The 20274-nt window shown below is 64.5% G+C and carries 21 protein-coding genes, 1 tRNA gene and 1 pseudogene; 7 read left to right on the forward strand and 16 right to left on the reverse strand.

Annotation, left to right across the window (positions count from 1 at the left end; translation table 11 throughout):
- Window positions 1-312: 312 nt before the first annotated feature.
- The 3 genes from PJE01S_RS08940 to PJE01S_RS08950 all read right to left on the reverse strand — a co-directional run bounded on the left by PJE01S_RS08940 (window position 313) and on the right by PJE01S_RS08950 (window position 3919).
- Window positions 313-1545 (reverse strand): ABC transporter substrate-binding protein, encoded by a 1233-nt coding sequence (locus tag PJE01S_RS08940; RefSeq protein ID WP_068832969.1) that lies wholly within the window; start codon window positions 1543-1545, stop codon window positions 313-315.
- A gap of 45 nt (window positions 1546-1590) precedes the next feature.
- A complete protein-coding gene (locus PJE01S_RS08945) occupies window positions 1591-3429 on the reverse strand; it encodes a cache domain-containing protein (RefSeq protein ID WP_068832971.1) in 1839 nt (612 codons plus the stop codon).
- A gap of 325 nt (window positions 3430-3754) precedes the next feature.
- Complete coding sequence (locus tag PJE01S_RS08950; RefSeq protein WP_157090279.1) at window positions 3755-3919, reverse strand: hypothetical protein; 165 nt, start codon at window positions 3917-3919, stop codon at window positions 3755-3757.
- 370 nt (window positions 3920-4289) lie between these two features.
- Here PJE01S_RS08950 and PJE01S_RS08955 point away from each other — a divergent pair, with 370 nt between their 5' ends.
- Entirely contained in the window at window positions 4290-4535 is a 246-nt protein-coding gene (locus PJE01S_RS08955; RefSeq protein WP_068832973.1) for a hypothetical protein, read from the forward strand.
- 305 nt (window positions 4536-4840) lie between these two features.
- On the opposite strand, the gene PJE01S_RS08960 is transcribed toward PJE01S_RS08955, so the two are convergent.
- Window positions 4841-5137 (reverse strand): hypothetical protein, encoded by a 297-nt coding sequence (locus PJE01S_RS08960; RefSeq protein ID WP_068832975.1) that lies wholly within the window; start codon window positions 5135-5137, stop codon window positions 4841-4843.
- 90 nt (window positions 5138-5227) lie between these two features.
- Window positions 5228-5488, reverse strand: a complete 261-nt coding sequence (locus tag PJE01S_RS08965; RefSeq protein WP_068832976.1) for a hypothetical protein — start codon at window positions 5486-5488, stop codon at window positions 5228-5230.
- 69 nt (window positions 5489-5557) lie between these two features.
- On the opposite strand from PJE01S_RS08965, the gene PJE01S_RS08970 reads away from it, so the two are divergent.
- Entirely contained in the window at window positions 5558-6181 is a 624-nt protein-coding gene (locus PJE01S_RS08970) for a hypothetical protein (protein ID WP_068832978.1), read from the forward strand.
- Between the two features lie 128 nt (window positions 6182-6309).
- On the opposite strand, the gene PJE01S_RS08975 is transcribed toward PJE01S_RS08970, so the two are convergent.
- From PJE01S_RS08975 to PJE01S_RS09010, 8 genes are all read right to left on the reverse strand, one after another.
- Window positions 6310-6777: a helix-turn-helix domain-containing protein gene (locus PJE01S_RS08975; protein ID WP_174548533.1), complete on the reverse strand. Its 468-nt coding sequence runs from the start codon at window positions 6775-6777 to the stop codon at window positions 6310-6312.
- A 16-nt stretch (window positions 6778-6793) separates the two neighbouring features.
- Window positions 6794-7099, reverse strand: a complete 306-nt coding sequence (locus tag PJE01S_RS08980; RefSeq protein WP_068832979.1) for a DUF4258 domain-containing protein — start codon at window positions 7097-7099, stop codon at window positions 6794-6796.
- Between the two features lie 211 nt (window positions 7100-7310).
- Entirely contained in the window at window positions 7311-7787 is a 477-nt protein-coding gene (locus PJE01S_RS08985; protein ID WP_068832980.1) for an Arm DNA-binding domain-containing protein, read from the reverse strand.
- A 176-nt stretch (window positions 7788-7963) separates the two neighbouring features.
- Window positions 7964-8053: transfer RNA gene (locus PJE01S_RS08990), tRNA-Ser, on the reverse strand.
- Window positions 8054-8242: 189 nt separating this feature from the next.
- Window positions 8243-9583 carry a serine--tRNA ligase gene (gene serS / locus PJE01S_RS08995; protein WP_068832982.1) on the reverse strand — a complete coding sequence of 447 codons (1341 nt, stop codon included), beginning with the start codon at window positions 9581-9583 and terminating at the stop codon, window positions 8243-8245.
- A 256-nt stretch (window positions 9584-9839) separates the two neighbouring features.
- Window positions 9840-10781, reverse strand: a complete 942-nt coding sequence (locus PJE01S_RS09000; RefSeq protein WP_068832984.1) for a threonine/serine dehydratase — start codon at window positions 10779-10781, stop codon at window positions 9840-9842.
- Window positions 10782-10787: 6 nt separating this feature from the next.
- Window positions 10788-11789 carry a 4-hydroxy-3-methylbut-2-enyl diphosphate reductase gene (gene ispH / locus PJE01S_RS09005; protein ID WP_068832985.1) on the reverse strand — a complete coding sequence of 334 codons (1002 nt, stop codon included), beginning with the start codon at window positions 11787-11789 and terminating at the stop codon, window positions 10788-10790.
- A complete protein-coding gene (locus PJE01S_RS09010) occupies window positions 11786-12289 on the reverse strand; it encodes an FKBP-type peptidyl-prolyl cis-trans isomerase (protein WP_068832987.1) in 504 nt (167 codons plus the stop codon). The genes ispH and PJE01S_RS09010 overlap by 4 nt, the downstream gene beginning before the upstream one ends.
- Before the next feature lie 182 nt (window positions 12290-12471).
- Here PJE01S_RS09010 and radC point away from each other — a divergent pair, with 182 nt between their 5' ends.
- Both radC and PJE01S_RS09020 read left to right on the forward strand, forming a co-directional pair.
- Window positions 12472-13146 carry a RadC family protein gene (gene radC, locus PJE01S_RS09015; RefSeq protein ID WP_068832988.1) on the forward strand — a complete coding sequence of 225 codons (675 nt, stop codon included), beginning with the start codon at window positions 12472-12474 and terminating at the stop codon, window positions 13144-13146.
- A gap of 11 nt (window positions 13147-13157) precedes the next feature.
- A complete protein-coding gene (locus tag PJE01S_RS09020) occupies window positions 13158-13823 on the forward strand; it encodes a Smr/MutS family protein (RefSeq protein ID WP_068832990.1) in 666 nt (221 codons plus the stop codon).
- 103 nt (window positions 13824-13926) lie between these two features.
- Here the strand turns inward: PJE01S_RS09020 and PJE01S_RS25870 are convergent, their stop codons facing one another.
- Window positions 13927-14787, reverse strand: a complete 861-nt coding sequence (locus PJE01S_RS25870) for a helix-turn-helix transcriptional regulator (RefSeq protein WP_245660699.1) — start codon at window positions 14785-14787, stop codon at window positions 13927-13929.
- Between the two features lie 169 nt (window positions 14788-14956).
- Between PJE01S_RS25870 and PJE01S_RS09030 the strand changes: the two are divergent.
- The 3 genes and pseudogenes from PJE01S_RS09030 to PJE01S_RS09040 form a co-directional block, all read left to right on the forward strand.
- Window positions 14957-15189, forward strand: a pseudogene (locus PJE01S_RS09030) (SAM-dependent methyltransferase); the annotation flags it as partial.
- Between the two features lie 127 nt (window positions 15190-15316).
- Window positions 15317-16729, forward strand: coding sequence for an FAD-binding oxidoreductase (locus PJE01S_RS09035; protein WP_068832994.1), 1413 nt, complete (start codon window positions 15317-15319; stop codon window positions 16727-16729).
- A gap of 11 nt (window positions 16730-16740) precedes the next feature.
- A complete protein-coding gene (locus PJE01S_RS09040; protein ID WP_068832996.1) occupies window positions 16741-16959 on the forward strand; it encodes a DUF1059 domain-containing protein in 219 nt (72 codons plus the stop codon).
- Window positions 16960-17231: 272 nt separating this feature from the next.
- Here the strand turns inward: PJE01S_RS09040 and PJE01S_RS09045 are convergent, their stop codons facing one another.
- Both PJE01S_RS09045 and PJE01S_RS09050 read right to left on the reverse strand, forming a co-directional pair.
- Window positions 17232-17663 carry a group II truncated hemoglobin gene (locus PJE01S_RS09045; protein ID WP_068832997.1) on the reverse strand — a complete coding sequence of 144 codons (432 nt, stop codon included), beginning with the start codon at window positions 17661-17663 and terminating at the stop codon, window positions 17232-17234.
- Window positions 17664-17681: 18 nt separating this feature from the next.
- Window positions 17682-20249: an ABC transporter permease gene (locus tag PJE01S_RS09050; RefSeq protein WP_068832999.1), complete on the reverse strand. Its 2568-nt coding sequence runs from the start codon at window positions 20247-20249 to the stop codon at window positions 17682-17684.
- Between the last annotated feature and the right edge of the window lie 25 nt (window positions 20250-20274).

Genomic DNA, 20274 nt, shown 5'->3' on the forward strand with positions numbered 1-20274 from the left:
ACACGCCAAAAATAAAGCCATCGAATTGGCGCTTCGATTCGTTCACGTCCCTTTCGCAATGAATCGGGTTTGACGCCGGGATTCGATATTTTTTCGCTTTGCTCGCACAAATGATCTCCTTTGGAGCCACCAGGCTTCAACTGATGGCAGGCTAGTGTGGTGTTGCATGCTTGACGGTGCAAATAAAACCGATGGATTTTTGTTCAGGGCAAGGCGCAAACCACAGCAATAGTTCCACTATTGCGAGGATTTGCAACGCTGCCATGGGCAAAAAGACGCGGTTTTATGTGCCGGATAGCGTGCAACACCACACTACGTCCGGTCCTTCCAGCGGCTCATCTCCCAGGATGGCAAACCCCGCAGATCACCGACCTTCGCGCTCTGGAATTCTGCGATGGCGGGTTTTGCCCCGAGCCGGTCGTAGGCCTGCCTGGCAAGCGGGGCGGTGCGCACAAACACGCTTTTCACCTGCGCCCAGCTCAGCGGTTGCGCAATGATTTTGGCGCCGGCGATCATTTTTGACGTGGCGAACAGGGCCAGCGCGTCGCCTTCGGTTGACCAGGCCCAGCCGCGGCGAAACACCACCTCGTCGCGGACCACCTTGGCGCCGTCCGTGGGAGACAGCCCCCAGAACGGCTTGACCAGTTGCGACACGGCGGCAGGGTCGGCCTCACTGAGCACGCTCACGGCCTCCTGCTGCGCGAGCAGGAAGGCGAGCACGAGGTTCGGGTGCTTTTCCACCAGGTTGTTATGCACGACCCGGAAGGAGCGATGCAGGTAGTAGCCATCCGGATAAAAGGGCGAGTGCTTTACCGATGGCAGCAAAATGCCGGCGCCCTTGCCGGCCGGCCCGTCGTAATGGGCTTCCGTGTAACCGTAGGAGTTCACGATGGCGACCGTGCCCGTGGCCTGGGCGCTCAGGAAAGCCGGGTAAACGGCCAGGGTGGCGTCCAGGCCGCTGGGTACCTGCGCGGCCTCGCCCAGGGTCGGCAGGTGAACCATCCGGATGCCGTGGGCGGCGGGATCCGGGTTGCCCAGCTCATAGCGCAATATCTGCGTCAGCACGTTGTAGGGATCGGCACCGAGCAGGGTGCCGACCACCTTGCCCTTGAGGTCCTGCACCTTGCGGATGGGCGAGTCCTTGCGGGTGCACAGCAGGAAGCGCAGCCGACCCTCCGCCACCGAAACCAGGCTGAACGGATGCTGCGCAACGATGGCACGCAGCGTCGGGGTATTGCCCCACATGGCCATGTCGAGCTGGCCATTGGCCAGGGCATCCACCTGCGGGGCGGCCGTGGGGTAAGTCCGGTAGTCGACCGTGAGGTCATAGCCAAACTCCGCGGCATATTTTTCGAACAGCTTTTTACCGATCATGTACTGGGTCGTTGGCGAGTTGCCCGCCGCCCAGGGGATCCAGCCGAACGACAGGGTAAACGGCCTGCCCGACTGGGCGCCGGAGATGCCTGCGCCACCGAGCGCACCACCCGCCAGGGCGGCGGTTCTGCGCAGCCAGTGCCTGCGCGTCAACATCGATCTGCCAGTCATGGGGCCTTCCTTTCGGCGTGAAGGATTGAACGAAAGGCGTGAGGCCTAAAGGGCTGCCACGCTCACCTTGTCCGGCTTCGCATCGTGTTCGCGCACCAGCCTCTCCACCAGTTCATACACTTCATGCGGTTCGCCATTCGAGCCGAGCGGCACCGTGGCGGCCAGGCGAAAACGGAAATACTTCGCCGCCGCAGTAGCCACCGCACGGCTGGCGGCGATGTTCACGCCCAGGGCGCGCGCCTGCTGCGCGAGTGCCCGGGCCCGGTCCAGCGGCGCACCCACCGCGGTGAAGGTCAGGTGGTCCCAGGTGCCGAAGTTGCCGACAGTGGCATTGCCAATGTCGAGACCGAAGCACGGTGGTGCAACCGGCGCATCGCGCCCTTGCGCCAGGGCCTGCATCGAGTGCAGCGCCCGCAACGCCACCTCGCAGGCGTACCGGGCAGGGTTCGAGAGGTTCAGCGGCGTGTTCCACAGCGCGACGGCGGTGCAACTCTCGTAACGGTCCATCATGCCTTTTCCCTGCGCCACCTCCACCGCCAGTATCTGCAGGTAATGGTCGGCATGGGGTGACCAGGTCGCCGCCTTGCGCTCGTCCAGCGCCGCACACAGCACGGCCAACTCACGCTGCTCCACGCCGGCCTGGGGCGTCAGGCGGTTGGCGATGAAGTGCTGCACCAGCGGCTGTGGCACATAGCGTGCGAAGCCCTGCAGGGCGACCCGTGCCAACGCCAGCGATTCCTGCAAGCGGCGGACTTCGGCAATGCCGCTGTCCTGCGGAATGTCGCTGTCGAATTCGAACTGGCGGATGTGCTTGGCCGCCCGCACCAGGTTCTTCAGGGGTGTCGCCAGCCGGTTGGCCATCCAGAACAGCATGGGCATGAGCAGCAGCAGCCCGGCCAATCCCACCCCCAGCAGCATCCAGCGCATGCGCCGCACTTGCGCCAGCAGCAGGTTCTGGTCAGACACCAGGGCCACATACGCCCTGCGGCTGAACACGCCCTCCATGGGCATCACCACAGCCGCAAACCGCTGGCCCGCCGCGCCCTCGACCGAATGAATTGACGTGTCTTTCGGTGAAACTTCCGCCACCAGCGGCTGCAGCGCGGCATACAGCGGATCACCCAGGGCGGTGAGGCTCGCCGGCGTGCCGGAGGCCAGCAGGCGGCGCAGGCGATCCGCCCTGGACCACCCCCAGACACGGCCCTGTTCGTCGAACAGAATCAGCTCGGCATGGCTTTCCTCGCCCCGCGCGCGCAGGAAATCGGACAGGCCGGCCACGGTGAACATCGCCGCCGCGACGCCGCCCTTCGGGCCAATGAGCGGACGCGACAGCGCCATGCCGAACTCGGCCGGCAGCTGCAGCACAAAGGGGTCGGTGGCCTGGAAAGTCCCCAGGTTGAGTTCACTCGCACCCTGGTACCACGGGCTGGCGCGGGGGTCGTAGCGGCTGGCCCAGGGGCGCTGCTCGCTGGCGATGGCGGTCATCTGCTGGTCGTAAAAAACCCATTCCTCGACCCGCTTCTCCCGCTCGTCCACCCGGATGATCTGTTGCGCAAAGCGCGCCTCAGGCAAGGAACCGGCCCAGGCCCGGTCGCGCTCGGTGCGCAGCACCATGCTTTGCTGGTAGCTGCCGTCCGGATAACCGAACACCAGCGACCCGATCTGCGGATAGCGATTTTGCATAGACATCTGCATGCGCAGCAATGAGATGTCGTTCTCGCCTTCGAGGCCGGCGCGCGGGTCGCTGGTCGTCGCCTCGAGCCAGGCGCGCGCCGGCTCCTGAAAGCGCAGCAACTGCTCCTGGGTACGACGGCCCAGCTGTTCCAGCTCGCGCTGCGCACCGTCAAACACGATGCGGCTGGCCGCCAGCTCAGCCAGCGACATGAGCGCGACGACCAGGACCGTGACCAGGGCGGCGTAAGTCCAGAACAGATGAGCGCGAATCGATCTTGCGCGAGCAGTCAGCGTCTTCAGCGTGATCTCCCTGCAGTGGTTCTTTGGCCTGCAATCGGGCCGAAGATACTCTTCGCAACAGTTTTTGACAAGCTGACTGGCGCCGCCGCACCAGCGCCCGCTATTTTCAGTAACCCTGCGCCTTCTGGAACACGTCTACCGTTTCTCTAAATTGGGGAATATTGCTCAAAAAAAATGACGCCGCTTCTTCGCCCCCATAGCCAAATCTCTTTGGCCGGAGCTTCACATCCCCCGTTCACACTGTATATTCTCGGCGGTCAGGTTGCCCACGGTTCTGCCTGCGATGGTGCCGCTGTTGGGTCAGGTCGCCGCTCAGGTTGAGGTTGATCTCGCGCCCGGCCAGCAAAGTGCCTGCGCCGTCGATGTCGCCGGGCTGCATGCGCACATACCAGTTGATCAAGGCAGGCGTGATGCTGCAGGATCCAGGCTTGGCGCCGTGCACCAAGGTGAGCTGGATCAGGAGCCCGACAATGCGGGCGAGGATCGCGCCCGGCTAATGACCACCATGGATGCCCTCAACGAATGGTATGGTACGAACCCTTTTCCACCGGGAAGCGTCAAACGTGGTGGTGCGTGCCGGTGAGCCATGGGCAATCCGCAGTAGCGCAGGCCTCTGGCTTTGACCCGGTCGACGGTGACCGGATTGGCTGATACTAGACGGCGCATGACAACCCCAGGCCGACGCACCAGATACCCGAACTGGCAGCACAGTTTAGGACGGCCGGCAAGGCACAGTTCGAGGCGGATGTCCGCGCCCTATTGGAGGTCCTATGAACATCTACAAAATCCCCGAAGCACTGGCGCCCAAATACAAGGGTGCGGGCCAGGCGCTGGCCGCCATTGCGGGCGACCAGGTGGTTGGGCTGGTGTACCTGGAAGATGCAATTCCCGGCTTTGACGGCGATACTGCCGAAGCGCTGAATGATGACCGCATCGGCCCAACGGTACGCGAACTGAGCGCCGTGGGTGAGGTCATCGCCGGCACGTGCTCTGCGTGGGAGTTCGTGGAGCTTTGACGGGCCTAATTGCCCCATCGCCCACACCCCAGAGGTCAAGGCCACACGCCTGGCCGCCGGCCGGTCTCAGCCGCACATGGCCGAACAGATCGGGCTGGCAAGCCACCGCGCGATGCAGGCCTGGGAGCCATGCGTCGACCCGCAGCAAGTCGACGCCGCGCAGGAAAGGCTGTTCTACATGCCAGAAAGAATCAAGGTCGCGAAGAGTTCGACCGGCATGACCCGGCCGCGCAAGCTCGACGGTTTCCGCGCCACCCGCAAGCTCCAACGTACGGAGCTGTGGGCCCGACCCAATGCCCGTCTACCTAATAGGTGGTCGTCGCGGTGTCCCAATCCATCACAGTGTCCCCACCCATCAGGTCCGACAGTCTCTCCACGGACTTCCCGGTCACTCTTCCGTCAATGATGGCTTTGGCGTGCAGTTGAAGACGCCCAACAGCCTCCGCGGCGCTTTCAGGGAAATCCGTCCATTCGGGTGTGAAGCGGTGCCCGTCCGCCGTTCCTTGGCGATCGATCCGCACCGAGCCGGCAAAACGAGAACCGACCGTGAGAACGGTCGCATGAATGCCGAAACCTTTGTAGCCCATGATGTAAGCCGGCATATTGATCTCCATCGGTTGGGACGGCAATCATCGGGCGGTAGCCAAAACATGTCAACCACCAATTGGGGGGACCATCCCCATGAGATTGCCTCAGCCGAACGCCTTGGCGCGCAATGCGTGTTCGAAATCAATCACCCAGTGCGAAACGTGACCCCCTCGAAACTTGCTCACTGCCCCAGTGCTAATTCGGCGCACGGTGACCTCGAAATCGACAGGTGCGCCATTTTCCGGAGGATCCGACTGAATGCCGGTTACCTCAAAGTCACGAGGATTTTGGTGCCAGCGTGCAAGCACCCGCTGAAAATCGTCGCGCTCATCTTCGGGGAAATCTTCGAATTTCCTTTCGCGCATGTTGTTCTCCTAAATAGGAAAGTCACAGTATGACCTCATCCAGCACCGACACCTATCCTGCTCCACGCCATGGGCTGGAACTGCTTTCACTGCGGCGCGCATATTCCCAATTCCGACCAGAGCATCATCGACGCGCAGGTGCACTTTGGCGAGACGCCTGCGGCTGCGCCGCTGTACGTCGACCCAACAACGACGGCTGCGCTTGACGTGCTGGCAGAGCGCCGGCGACAGGTTGATGTTGAGGGATGGGATGCAAAGCATGATGACAAGGAGCATCCGAACGGCGGCCTGGCTCGTGCAACGGCCGCCTACGCCCTTGCAGGATCCAGTGACGGCCGAGTGCTGGGCGATGAGCTCACGCTAAGCCGGCCTGGTGAAGAGATGTATGGCGCCGCTGGCACGATCCGCGCGTACTGCCCGCTGTGCAAATGTGGTGCGCAAAGCACGTATTCACGAGGCTTTTCCATGCCCACTGGCATGCGGCGCCATCTTGAGGGTTCACACGGCAGCCGCCGGTGTGCGGTTTTCTCCGCAGCTATCGACCCATGTTTTGAAGGGATAGCAGAGAAAGCCAAGTCCGGGTGCCGGGGCCCAAACTGGGAAGGGCTTCGCTCTGAATTGCCTCCCTGGAAGATCGTGCCGCCTGAACCCGTCCGGTCCAGCGCTATGGTCATCAAGTTCCCGGGGATATAGGAAAGCTTGCCTACGACCTCTCGTGACCATAGCAGGCAACGAACACGCGGTTGTCAGGCATGAGCTTCTGCGCACACTTCTGCAACGCTGGCAGCTTCTCGCCAGGCGCTTTGAAACTGAGCTACTACTCAAACGGCAAGGGCAAATCTCTCATCGTTTTCTTCCACCGTGGAAGACCAACCCTTGCCCGTCGTCTCGGCAACAATCCGCTGATGCACCAGGCGCTCCACCGTGGTGATGCGCTCGCACACCTGGCGCAGCGAGTGGTTCTTGGACTCGTGCGCCATGTAGATGATTCGCATCAGGTTGTCATTGGCCTTGGGCACCTTGCCGTGGCGCTCCCACAGGCTGACGTTTTGCTCTGAAACACCCTGCACCTTAGCGACCGCCCCCTGCGACAGCTTGAGCATCACGCGAAGAAAGCGAAACTCTTTGCCCGTCAGCCGGGCCGGCTTGTTGATCAACTCGCCCGCCAGCACCTTGTGCAAATCATCGGCATTCGAGATAGAAACGGCCACGCCGTAAGCCGTTTTCTTTTTTGTATACCCATTGGTGAGCCAGACATTGTCCAGCCCACATTCCGTGTAGTGGTACATCTTGCGCTCCAATTAATTAAAAAACAGTGACGACGATCAGATCAGGATCGCCATCATCCAATGCAACACAAACTTCCAGGTTTCGTCCGCAGATATAACGTTCCATGCGGCACACCAGGTGGCCCGTCTTCATATCTTCCTCTGGCGTCAAGCGGATCAAGCCCAGCCGAAGGCACTCGTAAACCTCATCCTGCAGAATCTTCCGCTTCTTCATCCTCACTTGGGCATGCACGGTCAAGAAAATCCTTTCGGTTGTCTTGGCCACGTCCCTGATATGTCGCTGAAGCTGAGGTGTAGACTGCTTTTTGAAGCTCTTGTTCACCGAAAACCTTGTGTTTTTATGAACAAATCATACTCCACGTACCAATAAATATTATGGGTCAAGGGCTTTCGACAATCGGCCAGCAAACCAACAGGCTCCCCTACGCATCCCGGTAAGCCGACTCCGCCATGGCATGCATGGCTCCGTCCCATGGCCTTTCCAGCATCGCTTCGACGCGATCTGAGCCAGCAAATGGCCCCCCTTTTCTCGATCAGTGCCGCGGTAAAACGCTGTGCAAAGGCCGGCGCTTTGTCCTGGGGCAGCTTTTCGTGTTGGCCATGCAGCGCTGCCAGCGCCTTTTCAGAAAGCCCAGCCGCTGCGCCTTGCGACTGGACGATTTGGGCTCTTTCCAGTGCTCAAACCATGCGCGCGCCACGGCCTCGAAGTTGTTTTCCTGGCTGACCTTGACGGTCTGTTTGGCCTCCTTCTTGGCGGCGACCGGGTCAATGTCGCGCCTTGGCTGCTCGCGGGCCTCTTCCCGGGCTCGCCTTGCGGTGGCCAGGGATATCTGTGGGTAAGAACCCAGGACTAGGCGCTTTTCCTTGCCGTCAAACCTATACTTCCAGCGCCAGTGCTTGCCACCGGTGGGCACCACCTCAAGGTACAGCCCACTGGCATCGGTGAAGCGCTCCCGGGCCTTGCCTCCGGGACATTTGGCGTTCTTGCAGGCGGTGTCGGTAAGGGGCATTTGGGGGAATATTTTGGCAAGGGCGGGGAATTTCCCGATTTATTCCCCCAACTATGCCCCCCAAAAGACCAAGAATGTCAAAAGACGGCGTGGGACGACCTGAAACAAAAAAGCCCCGATTTACGGGGCTTTTAGGGCATTTTCGGTACGTCGTAGAACGATGTGATATGCATTTCTGGCGGAGAGGGAGGGATTCGAACCCTCGGTAGGGTCGCCCCTACGCCTGATTTCGAGTCAGGTACATTCGACCACTCTGCCACCTCTCCTGTGTCGAGCCCAGATTCTAGCAGGCTGCTGGCCGGGCTTTTCAGGCCGCCGCAGAAAGAACGGTCATGCCGCCCAGATAAGAAGGCTGCAGGACGGCTGGAACCGCCACGCTGCCGTTGGCGCGCTGGTAATTTTAGTTTCGGCCGCTTCGCTTAACTTCGCTGCGCGAAGATTAGCCTTCACTGAAATTATCCACGCGACGGTGCAAGCACCGTCATGCCGCCCATATAAGGCTGCAATACAGCCGGCACCTCGACGGTGCCGTCTGCGCGCTGATAATTTTCCAGCACAGCCACCAGCGTGCGGCCGACAGCGAGTCCCGAACCGTTCAGGGTGTGCACGAATTCGTTTTTGCCCTGCGCGTTCTTGAATCTGGCCTGCAGCCGGCGCGCCTGGAAGGCCTCGCAGTTGGACACCGAGCTGATCTCGCGGTAGGTGTTCTGCGCGGGCAACCAGACTTCCAGGTCGTAGGTCTTGCTGGCGCCAAAGCCCATGTCGCCCGTGCACAAGGCCACCACCCGGTAGGGCAGGCCGAGCTTTTGCAGGATCGCCTCGGCGTGGCCGGTCATGGCTTCCAGCGCTTCATAGCTTTTCTCGGGATGCACGATCTGCACCATCTCGACCTTGTCGAACTGGTGCTGGCGGATCATGCCGCGGGTGTCGCGGCCATAGCTGCCGGCTTCCGAGCGAAAGCAGGGGGTGTGGGCCGTGAACTTGAGCGGCAATTGCGCCTCGGCCACGATCTCGTCACGCACGAAATTGGTCAGCGACACTTCCGATGTGGGAATCAGGTACAGTGCCGTGCTCTCGGCCTCCGCAGCCCCCTCCTGCCCGCCTTTTTTGACAGCAAACAGGTCTTCTTCAAACTTCGGCAGCTGGCCGGTGCCGCGCAGGGAATCCGCATTGACGATGTAGGGCGCGTAGCACTCGGTGTAGCCGTGTTCCTGCGTCTGCACGTCGAGCATGAACTGGGACAGCGCCCGGTGCAGGCGCGCCAACTGGCCCTTCATGACGGTAAAGCGCGAGCCCGTCAGCTTGGTGCCCATTTCAAAATCCAGTCCCAGCGGATGGCCCACATCGACATGGTCCTTGACCTCGAAGGCAAAGGCCGGCGGCTCGCCGCCCGGGCCTTCGATCGGGCTCCACTTGCGCAGCTCCACGTTGCCCTGCTCGTCGGCGCCCACGGGCACAGACTCATGCGGCAAATTGGGCACGGCCAGCAGCAGGCCCTGCAGGTCGGACTGAATCTGGTCGAGACGCGCCGACGACGACTCCAGCTCGGCCTTGAAGGCGCTGACCTGGGCCATCACGGCGCTGGCGTCTTCGCCTTTGGACTTGAGCAGGCCAATCTGCTTGGACAGGCTGTTGCGCTGGTTCTGCAGCTCTTCCGTGCGGATCTGCAGGGCCTTGCGTTCGGCCTCCAGACCCTGAAACGCCTCGACATTGAGGAAGGCTTGCGGGCTCTTGCGGGTCTCCAGGCGGGCGATGGCGGAGGGCAGGTCTTTGCGGAGCAGGTTGATATCTAGCATGGGGTGGATTGTATTTCGGGGACTTCTATAAATCCGATTCTCGGGCGCATGGCAGCGTTGCGCGGTGCTCGGAATCCTCATGGTTTATTGGGGTCAGACACCAATTTCGCTGCGGTGCATTGCACCGCACCCTCCGGGCGAGCCGAAGGCTCGGTGAATTTGGGCTCTGACCCCAAAAACCCTCCTGCGCTCCGTGCGCCTTGCCCCGCATCCCGACAATCGAATTTCTAGAAGCCCCTTTTGTGCCAATTTAACTTCAGACAAGCGACGCCGGGTCCACATTGGCGCCGCAAACAATCAGGCAGACCTTCTCGTCGGGCCGGGGCCTGTAACGGCCGCTGTGCAGTGCCGCCAGCGGCAGGGCCGCGGCGGGCTCGACGGCCAGCTTCAACTCTTTCCAGAGCCACAGCTGCGCCTCGCGTATCGATTCGTCGGTGAGCAGCAGCGCATCCCGCACATGGGCCTGGGTGGCCTGCCAGCCCAGCTCGCCGATGCGTTTGGCGCCCAGCGAATCGGCGGCCACGCCGCTGACGGCGACGTCCACCGGCCGGCCCGCCTCGCGGGCCCGGAACAAGGTGGGGGCCAGTTCGGGCTCCAGCGCCACCACGCGGCTGCGCTGCTCAAACCAGCCGGCCACGCCGCCAATCAGGCCACCGCCACCCACGCTGACCAGCACGGCATCGGGCAGGCCGCCCTGCTGCTCGATCTCCAGCGCCAGGGTGCCGGCGCCAACCAGCACTTCGGGCTGGTCATAGGCATGCGTGAGCAGCGCCCCGGTTTGCTGCTGGCGGGCCAGGCAGGCCTGCAGTGCATCGGAATAAGCGGCACCGGTTACCACAACCTGCGCGCCCAGCGCGGCGAGCTTGGCGCGCTTGGCGGGCGGTGACACCTCGGGCACAAACACCTCGCAGCGCACACCCAGCGCCTTGGCCGCGGCGGCGGTGGCAATGCCGGCATTGCCGCCCGAGGCCACAATCACGCCGCTGGGCGGAATCGGGTTGGACAACAGGCGGTTGAGCATGCCGCGCGCCTTGAAGCTGCCGCCGGTCTGCAGATGCTCGAGCTTGAGCCAGACTTCAGCACAGGCCACGCCCAGCGCCTGGCCGGGCAGCTTCCACAGTGGTGTTTGACGAATAAAGTGGCTGTAGCCCTCGCTGAACAAGCGCTGACAGCTCTCAATTTGATAGCGGCTAAGCATCGGCAATCAGGGCAGATGGTGCAGCTGGCTGTCGCTGACATCCAGCGTATGGCCCTGGGCGTCGACCTTCAGGCCCTTGGGCAGCGGGAACTTGATGGTTTCCTCGATGCCGTCCATCTTGCGCACCGACACGGCGCCCAGCGCGCGCATGCGGTCTATCACCTGCTTGACCAGGATCTCCGGCGCCGAGGCGCCCGCCGTCAGGCCGACCCGGCTCTTGCCCTCGAACCACGCTTCCTGCAGCTCGCTGGCATCATCGACCATGTAGGCCTCGGTGCCCAGCTTGACGGCCAGCTCGCGCAGGCGGTTGCTGTTGGAGCTGGTCGGGCTGCCGACCACGATCAGGATGTCGACCTGCGGGCTGAGCACCTTGACGGCGTCCTGCCGGTTTTGCGTGGCGTAGCAGATGTCCTGCTGCTTGGGCGAGCGCACCTGCGGAAAGCGCGCCTTCACGGCCGCGCTGATTTCGGCGGCATCGTCCACGCTGAGCGTGGTTTGCGTGACCACGGCCAGCCGCTCGGTCTGCAGCGGCGCGATGCGCGCCACGTCAGCCACGTCTTCCACCAGGTGGATGCCGCTGTCGAGCTGGCCCATGGTGCCTTCCACTTCGGGATGGCCCTTGTGGCCGATCATGATGAATTCGTAGCCTTCCTTGTGCAGCTTGGCCACTTCCACATGCACCTTGGTCACCAGCGGGCAGGTGGCGTCAAAAATCTGGAAGCCGCGCGCGGCCGCTTCCTGCTGCACGGCCTTGCTCACGCCATGCGCGCTGAACACCAGCGTGGCGCCGGGTGGCACGTCGGACAGCTCCTCGATGAAGATCGCGCCCTTGGCCTTGAGCTCGTTGACCACATAGGTGTTGTGCACGATCTCGTGGCGCACGTAAATCGGCGCGCCGAACTTGGTCAGCGCCCGCTCGACGATTTCAATGGCCCGGTCCACGCCGGCGCAAAAACCGCGCGGCTCGGCCAGCAAAATCTCTTCCAGCTGCTTGTTGGCAACGCTCATAGCACACCAATCACATGCACTTCAAACACCACGGGCTGGCCGGCCAGGGGGTGGTTGAAATCAAACTGCACGGCCTGCCTGCCCTTTTCGCCCTCTTGGACCTGCTGCACCGCGCCGGCGTACTGGCCCATGCCGTCGGGCGTGGGGAACTGCACCACATCACCGACCTGGTACTGCTCGTCAGGGTCACCCAGCTCGTTGAGCAGCTTGCGCGCCACCCACTGCACCAGGTCCGGGTTGCGCTCGCCAAAGGCCTCGCCGGCCGCCAACTCGAACTGCGTGCGCGTGCCTTCGGCCAGGCCCAGCAGGCGCTGCTCGATGGCCGGTGACAGCTCGCCCGTGCCCAGGCTCAGGGTGGCCGGCTTGCCGCCAAAGGTGTTGATGATGTCGGCGCCGTCCGGCCCGGCCATGCGGTAATGCAGGGTCAGGAAGGAGCCTGGCTGAACGAGGGGCGGCGCCGCAGGGGCGACGCAATGAGCGGATGATTCCACGGTAGACATAGGACTTTCGGGGCCGCCCAGGGACGGCTGACAACTGTTTGTAAACTGCCTCTATTGTAGAAAGCAAGCCTTACCCGGACCCTTACCCCCAATTAAGCCCGACCATTAGCCCGCCTTTTGGCCTTTTCCGCGGCCTTGAATGGCCTTTAACCGCCCTGCCCCTCTACCCGAGCCGTTTCACCATGCTTCTCAAAGACCTGCCCGAGGATGCCCGCCCGCGTGAAAAGCTGCTGGCCCGCGGCCCCGGCGCGCTCGGCGACGCCGAACTGCTGGCCCTGCTGCTGCGCACCGGCCTGCCCGGCAAGAATGCGCTGCAAATGGGCCAGGAGCTGCTGGATGATTTCGGCGGCGTGGCCGGCCTGCTGCACACCGGACCCGAAGCGCTCAAAAGCATCAAGGGCCTGGGCCCGGCCAAGCGCGCCGAACTGGTGGCGGTGCTGGAACTGGCACGCCGCGCCCTGGCCGAGGAGCTGAAGGAAAAGCCCCTGTTCGCCACCCCGCAAGCCGTGCGCGACTACCTGCAACTGCAGCTGGGCAGCCGCACGCATGAGATTTTTGCGGTGCTGTTCCTGGACAGCCAGCACCGGCTGATCGCGCTGGAGGAATTGTTCCGCGGCACACTGACCCAGACCAGCGTCTACCCGCGCGAGGTCGTGGTGCGGGCGCTGGCCCTGCATGCCGCCAGCGTGGTGCTGGCCCACAACCACCCCAGCGGCGCCGCCCAGCCCTCGCGCGCCGACGAGGCGCTCACGCAAACGCTCAAGGCCGCGCTGGCACTGGTGGATGTGCGCGTGCTCGACCATTTTGTGGTGACCAGCAGCCAGGCCGTTTCCATGGCCGAGCTGGGCCTGCTATAGAAGTCCCGCGCATGAAAAAGCCCGCCCTCAAAAGCCTGCAGGACCTGTTGGCCGTCAAGCAGGAGATAGCCGCCCGCGCCCAGCGGGAGAAAGAACTCGCGGCGGCCCGGCTGGCCGCGGCCGCCCAGGCCAGGGCCGAAAAAGAGCTGTTCTCCCGCGCCGTCGGCCCGGTCCAGGCCTTGCCCGCCAAGCACCGGCCTGGCCATCCGGGTCACAGCGCCCACCTGCCGCGGGAGCAGGCGCCGCCGATTCCCGTGCAGCAGCAACGCGACGAACTGGCCGTGATGCAGGAGGCCATCTCCGACGAATTCGACGTGGAAAGCCTGCTGCACACCGATGAATCACTGAGTTTCAGGCGGCCCGGCATGGGGCCCGACGTGGTCCGCAAGCTGCGCCGGGGCGGCTGGAGCATTCAGGGCCAGCTCGACCTGCACGGCCTGCGCCGCGAAGCGGCGCGGGAAAGCCTGGCGCAATTCATCCGCGACGCCCTCAAGATGGGCTGGCGCTGCGTGCGCGTGGTGCACGGCAAAGGCCTGGGCTCGCCCGGCAAGACGCCGGTGCTCAAGGGCAAGGTGCAGAGCTGGCTGATCCAGAAGCAGGAGGTGCTGGCCTTTGTGCAGGCGCGTCCGGCCGAGGGCGGCGCCGGAGCGCTGGTGGTGCTGCTGGCGCAGGGTTGACGCGCGGGCCGGCCGCTTATGCCCGCCGCCCAAATCGCTATCGATTCAATAGCTTGATGCGCCCGCCCATCAAGGGCTGCTGGCATTTTTTATGAAATTGGGGCTATCCGGCCGGGCACGGCGATGGCCAGTCGATGTCGCCATGGCCGCGGTAGGGCTCGCGCAAGCCCGCATGATCGCGGCTCGCCAGCGCGCGCATCACCGCCGCGGTGCGCGTTTCCACACCCAGCTTCACATAGACATGCTCCAGGTGCTTTTGCACGGTGCGCGGGCTGATGGACAGCAAGGCCGCGATCTCGGCATCCGTCTTGCCGCAGGCCAGCCAGTGCATCACCTCGCCCTCGCGCAGCGTCAGCCCCGGCGGACCGAGCTCGGGCGCCGCCGCCCCCCTCGGCGGTTCAGCGGTCAGCGGCGCAGCGCCGGCCGGCGCGGCGGCGGCCTGGCGCGCGTGCTGGTACAGAAAGGCCAGATGCGGGCGCAGCAACTCGAGCCGCTCGCGGTCGCGGTCGCCGAAGTCCGGTCCGCGCCGGTTCAGCACCACGCTCACCAGCGTTCGGTGGTCCCTGAAAAGCGGCACCGCGATCGCGTACTCGAGTCCGGTGCGCCGGTCGTGGTCGTCATACGGGGCGCTGCGCGGAAGGTCATGCCGGCTCACCGGGCCGGAGAGGCGGCGCGTCAGCAAGCCGCCTTCGAGGCCATGGTGGCGCACCGGCGGGTGCTCGAAAAAATGCCGGTCGAAGCCGGCGATCTCGTCGGCCCCCTGGCGCACGCCGGGCAGGCCCAGCACCTGGCGGTGGCCGGTGAACAGGTCGCAGACCGACAGCGTGGTGAGTTCGGCAGCCACATAGTCACTCAGCGCCCGCACCGCCGCGCGGGCAAAGCTCTCGACGTCGCCCGCCTGCGCCTCGATACGCATGAGCACCCGCAGGGCGCCGGCGTAGTCGTTTTGGGTGAGGTGGTTCATGGCTTTTCCGCACGGCTCAGGCATACGCATTGCTGCGTATTGGCGCCTGGCCCCGGCAGCTTCAGCATGTTGTTTCGGGCGGTACTTACCGGCCCAGTATAGGAAGCGCCCCGGGCCAGCGCAAGCTCGGCCAGCAGCAGAAAGTCAGGAATTGCCCAAGGAAAAAAACATGGCCATCGATGAAGCAAAACTCAACGCCTTCATGGGCCAGTTCGTGAACGATTTCGGCGCCGTGATGCATGCCGCGACCATCGTGGTCGGCGACCAGTTCGGCCTGTACAAGGCACTGGCCGAAGGGCCGGCCACGGCCGCGGAGTTGGCCCGCCCACCCAGACCGATGCGCGCTACCTGCGCGAATGGCTGTCGGCGCAGGCTGCCAGTGGTTACGTGTGTTACGAGCCCGAGGGCGAACGCTTATCGAATCGCTGTCCATTATCAAAGCAGGCCTGGATCAGCGGTCGCGCCTTGCCGGCCTGCCAACTTCAGGCTCGCGGATGCGATCGCATCAGAATTCCGATGGAGGTGAATCATGGCTGGACTGACAACGGAAATGCTCGACAACTTCAAGGCGACGCTGCGCGGACCGATGCTGCAGGCGGGCGACGACGGCTACGACACCGCGCGCAGCATCTGGAACGCGATGATCGACCGCCGACCCAAGCTGATCGTGCGCGCTGCCGGCGTGGCCGACGTGATGGCCTCGGTCAACTTCGCGCGCCAGCATGAACTGCTGCTGGCGGTGCGCGGTGGCGGCCACAATATCGCCGGCAATGCGGTGTGCGACGGCGGCCTGATGCTCGACCTGTCGCTGATGAAGTCGGTGCAGATCGCGCCGACTTCCCGGCGCGCCTATGTCGAGGCCGGCGCCACCTTGCGCGACTTCGACCACGAGGCGCAAGCCTTCGGGCTGGCCACGCCGCTGGGCATCAACTCGACCACCGGGGTCGCCGGCCTGCCCCTGGGCGGCGGCTTCGGCTGGCTCAGCCGCCTGTACGGTCTGTCGGTCGACAACCTGGTCGCGGCCGAGATCGTCACCGCCGACGGCCATCTGGTGCGGGTCGATGCCGACGCCCATCCCGACCTGTTCTGGGCGATACGCGGCGGCGGCGGCAATTTCGGCGTGGTGACGATGTTCGAATTCGCGCTGCATCCGGTCGGGCCGCAGGTGCTGGCCGGGCTGATCGTGTTCCCGCACGCCCAGGCCCAGCAGGTGCTGACGCAATACCACGCCTTTGTCCAGCGCATGCCGGATCGGCTCAATGTCTGGGCCGTGCTGCGGCAGGCGCCGCCGCTGCCCTTCCTGCCGAGCGAGGTGCACGGCCAGAACGTGGTGGTGCTGGCGCTGTGCTACCCCGGCGATGTCGACGAGGGCATGCGCCTGATCGCGCCGCTGCGCGGCTTCGGCCAGCCGCTCGGCGAACATGTCGGCCCGATGCCGTACAGCGCGTGGCAGCAGGCCTTCGACCCGCTCTTGACGCCGGGTACGCGCAATTACTGGAAGTCGCACAATTTCACTGCGCTCAACGCCGATGCGATCGCCACCGTGGTGCGCTACGCCGGCGAGCTGCCGTCGCCACAGTGCGAAATCTTCCTCGGCCTGATCGGCGGCCAGGCCAGCCGCCCCGCCCCGGATGCGACCGCCTACCCGAACCGCGACACGCTGTATGCGATGAACGTGCACGCGCGCTGGGACGCGCCGGCCGAGGACGCCAAATGCATCGCCTGGTCGCGCGAATTCCTGAGCGCGGCGGCACCGTATGCCAGCGGCAGCGTGTACGTCAACTTCCTGACCCAGGACGAAGGCGACCGCATCGCCGCCGCCTACGGGCCTAACTACCAGCGGCTGGTGCAGGTGAAGAACCAATACGATCCGGATAACCTGTTCCGGCAGAACCAGAACATCAAGCCGGATTTCAACCTGATTTTTGAAGCCCGTCCATGAAAGGAGTCCCCATGTCACGCCAATACATTGATTGCCGCGAATTCCCCAGCGCCACGAACTGCACCGTCGCGATGTCGGCCGACAACGAGAAGGAATTGCTCGAAGCCGCCGTGCAGCATGCGGTCGCCGTGCACGGCCACGCCGACTCGCCGGATCTGCGCAAGCAGCTGAAATCCCTGTTCAAACCCGGCACGCCGCCGCTCAAGGTCGTGCCGGCCAAGGCCGCCTAGCACCCATGCGGGCATAGCCCAGCCGTTTGAGTCTGGCGGGGTCAACACCGGCGTGCATGCCGGGGGGTGTCAGTGTGCTACTGATTTAATAGCTACCTGCACCCATGCTTAAAGGGGCTGGAGGCATTTTCACCAAGAAATTCCCCTCTCAGACCGGCGCTTGTTGCGGGCGCCTGCTTCAATTCAAGCATCAAACAAGCCTCTACCCCAATACCGACAGGCGCAAGCAGCTACGCTTTTAGTAGCAACTCGGCGCCATGAAGCGCCGGGGCTTATTCACCGCGGTTGCGCATCCAGTCGGCCGTCTGGAAAAACGAGGCATTGAGCCGGCTGCGCAAGGCCTCGTCCACGCCGGTCTCGATCATGGCCTGGTCCATGCAGGCCAGCCACTGGTCACGCTCGGCAATGCCTATGGCGCCGCCACCGGTTTGCTGCGGCATGTGGCGCATGCGCAGGCGCGGGTGGCCAAAGCGCTCGGTGTAATGCTGCGGCCCGCCCAGCCAGCCGCACAGAAACCAGAACAGGCGCTGGCGCGCGTTGTCCAGCGTGCTGCCATGCGCCGCGCGCAGCGCGGTGTAGGCCGGCTCCAGGTCCATCAGGTCATAAAAGCGCTCCACCAGCGCCTTGACGCGCTCTTCCCCGCCTATCCAGGCGTAGGGCGTTTCAAACGGCGGGTTGCCGGGCGGCTTTTCTTCGATTTGCATAGATGTAAAGACAGTTATTTATTCTGCCTTGCGCAGGGTTTCCACCACGGGGGTGTTGAGCACGGCGCGCAGGCCCCACCAGCCGGCAGCCAGCGCCAGCACGGCGCCGGCCAGGCTGCCAAAAACGGGCACCGTCCAGGAGCCGGTCCAGCTGAAATCAAACACGTAGCGCGCCAGGGCCCAGCCGACGGCCAGCGCCACGAGGGACGCCAGAAAGCCCGCCAGCAGGCCGACGCCCGCCAGCTCGGCGCGCTGCACCTGGCGCAGCAGCGAGGCGCGCGCGCCCACGGCACGCATGATGGCGAATTCGCGGGCGCGCTCTTCGCGCGTGGCCGTGATCGCAGCAAACAGCACCACCAGACCAGCCGCCAGCGTGAAGCCAAACAGGAACTCCACCGCGCGTATCACCTGGTCTAGCACGCGCTGCACCTGGCTCAGGGTGCTGCTCATGTCCACATTGGTGATGTTGGGAAAGGTCCTCACCAACTGGTTGTCAAAGCTCAGCGGCCTGGCCTGGCCGGGAACGGCGACCGGAGCCACGGGCTCGGGCGCCCGGAAGGCGCTGATGAAGGAAACCGGCACGTCGGCCGCCAACTCGGCCACCGGGTACATCACAAAAAAGTTGACATGCATGGAGCCCCAGTCCACCTTGCGCAGGCTGGTGATTCTGGCCTCGCTGAGCTGGCCGGCAATGTCAAAGCGCAGCCTGTCGCCGAGCTTGAGGCCCAGCGTCTTGGCCAGGCCCTCCTCCACGCTGACCGCGTCTTTTTCTCCCGCCGTCCAGCGGCCGGCCACCACCTGGTTGTGGCCGGGCTTTTCCGCGCTGTTGGACAGATTGAACTCGCGATCGACCAGGCGCTTGGCGCGGTCGTCCTCGAAATCATCGGGCGTCACGGCCTTGCCGTTGACGGCCACCAGGCGGCCGCGAATCATGGGGTACCAGTCGTACTTTTTCACGCCGCCGTCGCGCAGCGCCTGCTGGAAGGCCTGGCCCTGCTCGGGCTGCACGTTGATGACAAAACGGTTGGGCGCGTCGGGCGGCGTGGCGCGCCGCCAGCTGCTGATCAGGTCGGTGCGCAGCAGCACCAGCAGCATCAGGGCCAGCAGGCCCACGGCTAGGGCGCTGGTTTGCACCACCGCATACACCGGGCGCGCCGACAGCTGCCGCGTGGCCAGCACCAGCCAGCGCGGCGCCGTGACCTCGTTGACGCTGGTGCGCAGCAGCTTGACGGCGGCAAAGCTGGCGATGGCAAACACCAGCACGGCACCCAGAAAGCCGCCGACCGCAATCAGGCCCAGCTTGAGGTCGCTGCTGGCCGCCAGCAGCAAGGCGGCGAAACCGGCCACGCCCACGCCCAGCACCAGCAGCGAGGTCGGCTTGAGGTTGCCCACCTCGCGCCGGATCACGCGCAGCGGCGGCACCTGCGCCAGCTGCAGCACGGGCGGCAAGCCAAAGGCCAGCAGCAAGGTCAGGCCCATGCCCATGCCAAAGGCCACCGGCCAGAGCGTGGCGGCGGGCAGCGCGGTGTCGACCAGCCCGGCCAGCAGCAGCACAAAACCGTAATGCACCGCAAAGCCCAGGGCCACGCCCAGGGCGCTGGCGATCAGGCCGGCCAGCACAAACTCAAAGCTGTAGGCCAACGCGATGGTGCGCTGCGGCTGGCCCAGCACGCGCAGCATGGCGCAGTCGTCCAGGTGCTTGGCAGCAAAACTGCGCGCCACAATCGCCACCGCCACGGCGCTGAGCAGGGCCGCCAGCAGGGCCACCAGGTTGAGGAATTTTTCGGCGCGGTCCAGCGTCTGTCGCATCTCGGGGCTGCCGCTTTCCAGCGACTCCAGGCGCACGCCGCGCAGGCCGGCTTCGGCGCCGGCCTTCTTGATTTCGGCCGTCGCCCAGGCCACATAGGCATTGACGGCCTGGTCGTCGCCCGCCACCGCAAAGCGGTAGCTGGTGCGGCTGGCCGGCTGGATCAGGCCGGTGGCGGCGATATCGGCCGCATTGACCATCACGCGCGGCGAAAAGCTGATGAAACCGGCGCCGCGGTCGGGCTCCTGCACGATGGTGCGGGTCAGCGTGAAGCGGGACTCGCCCAGCAGCAGGCTTTGGCCGAGCTTGAGCCCCAGCGCATCGAGCAGCGAGGCATCGGCCCAGGCGGTGCCCGGGGCCGGAATGTCTCGCGTGTCCTGGCCGGCGCTGTCCGGGCTGTCGGCGACCTTCATGGTCCCGCGCAGCGGATAGCCCTCGGGCACGCCCTTGAAGGCCACCAGCTTGGCCTGGCCGCCGTCTTCATCGCGGGCGCGGGCCATGGTCGGAAAGCTCACGGTGGAGACCGTCTTCAGCCCCAGCGCCTGCGCCCTGGCGATGAAGGCCGCCGGGGTCAGGCCATCGCTGCGCAGCACCGCATCGCCGCCCAGCAGCTGCCGCGCGTCGCGCTGCAGCCCGCCCTTGAGCCGGTCGGCAAAAAAACCAACCGCCGTGAGGGACGCCACCGCCAGCGTGACCGCCACGATCAGCAGGCGCAACTCGCCGGCCCGCAGGTCGCGCTGCAGGGTTCGCCAGCCCAGCTTCAGAAATAAGGGATTCATGGCGCTACCTTAGCGCAGAACGGGT

Source organism: Polaromonas jejuensis NBRC 106434, from assembly GCF_001598235.1.
In the GTDB taxonomy this organism is placed as follows: domain Bacteria; phylum Pseudomonadota; class Gammaproteobacteria; order Burkholderiales; family Burkholderiaceae_C; genus Polaromonas; species Polaromonas jejuensis.

Coding starts and splice junctions, on each gene's coding strand:
- PJE01S_RS08940 (WP_068832969.1), bottom strand. CDS start 1,545: ATGACTGGCAGATCGATGTTGACGCGCAGGCACTGGCTGCGCAGAACC.
- PJE01S_RS08945 (WP_068832971.1), bottom strand. CDS start 3,429: ATGTCGCTGGCTGAGCTGGCGGCCAGCCGCATCGTGTTTGACGGTGCG.
- PJE01S_RS08955 (WP_068832973.1), top strand. CDS start 4,290: ATGAACATCTACAAAATCCCCGAAGCACTGGCGCCCAAATACAAGGGT.
- PJE01S_RS08960 (WP_068832975.1), bottom strand. CDS start 5,137: ATGCCGGCTTACATCATGGGCTACAAAGGTTTCGGCATTCATGCGACC.
- PJE01S_RS08965 (WP_068832976.1), bottom strand. CDS start 5,488: ATGCGCGAAAGGAAATTCGAAGATTTCCCCGAAGATGAGCGCGACGAT.
- PJE01S_RS08970 (WP_068832978.1), top strand. CDS start 5,558: ATGGGCTGGAACTGCTTTCACTGCGGCGCGCATATTCCCAATTCCGAC.
- PJE01S_RS08975 (WP_174548533.1), bottom strand. CDS start 6,777: ATGTACCACTACACGGAATGTGGGCTGGACAATGTCTGGCTCACCAAT.
- PJE01S_RS08985 (WP_068832980.1), bottom strand. CDS start 7,787: ATGCCCCTTACCGACACCGCCTGCAAGAACGCCAAATGTCCCGGAGGC.
- serS (WP_068832982.1), bottom strand. CDS start 9,583: ATGCTAGATATCAACCTGCTCCGCAAAGACCTGCCCTCCGCCATCGCC.
- PJE01S_RS09000 (WP_068832984.1), bottom strand. CDS start 10,781: ATGCTTAGCCGCTATCAAATTGAGAGCTGTCAGCGCTTGTTCAGCGAG.
- ispH (WP_068832985.1), bottom strand. CDS start 11,789: ATGAGCGTTGCCAACAAGCAGCTGGAAGAGATTTTGCTGGCCGAGCCG.
- PJE01S_RS09010 (WP_068832987.1), bottom strand. CDS start 12,289: ATGTCTACCGTGGAATCATCCGCTCATTGCGTCGCCCCTGCGGCGCCG.
- radC (WP_068832988.1), top strand. CDS start 12,472: ATGCTTCTCAAAGACCTGCCCGAGGATGCCCGCCCGCGTGAAAAGCTG.
- PJE01S_RS09020 (WP_068832990.1), top strand. CDS start 13,158: ATGAAAAAGCCCGCCCTCAAAAGCCTGCAGGACCTGTTGGCCGTCAAG.
- PJE01S_RS25870 (WP_245660699.1), bottom strand. CDS start 14,787: ATGAACCACCTCACCCAAAACGACTACGCCGGCGCCCTGCGGGTGCTC.
- PJE01S_RS09035 (WP_068832994.1), top strand. CDS start 15,317: ATGGCTGGACTGACAACGGAAATGCTCGACAACTTCAAGGCGACGCTG.
- PJE01S_RS09040 (WP_068832996.1), top strand. CDS start 16,741: ATGTCACGCCAATACATTGATTGCCGCGAATTCCCCAGCGCCACGAAC.
- PJE01S_RS09045 (WP_068832997.1), bottom strand. CDS start 17,663: ATGCAAATCGAAGAAAAGCCGCCCGGCAACCCGCCGTTTGAAACGCCC.
- PJE01S_RS09050 (WP_068832999.1), bottom strand. CDS start 20,249: ATGAATCCCTTATTTCTGAAGCTGGGCTGGCGAACCCTGCAGCGCGAC.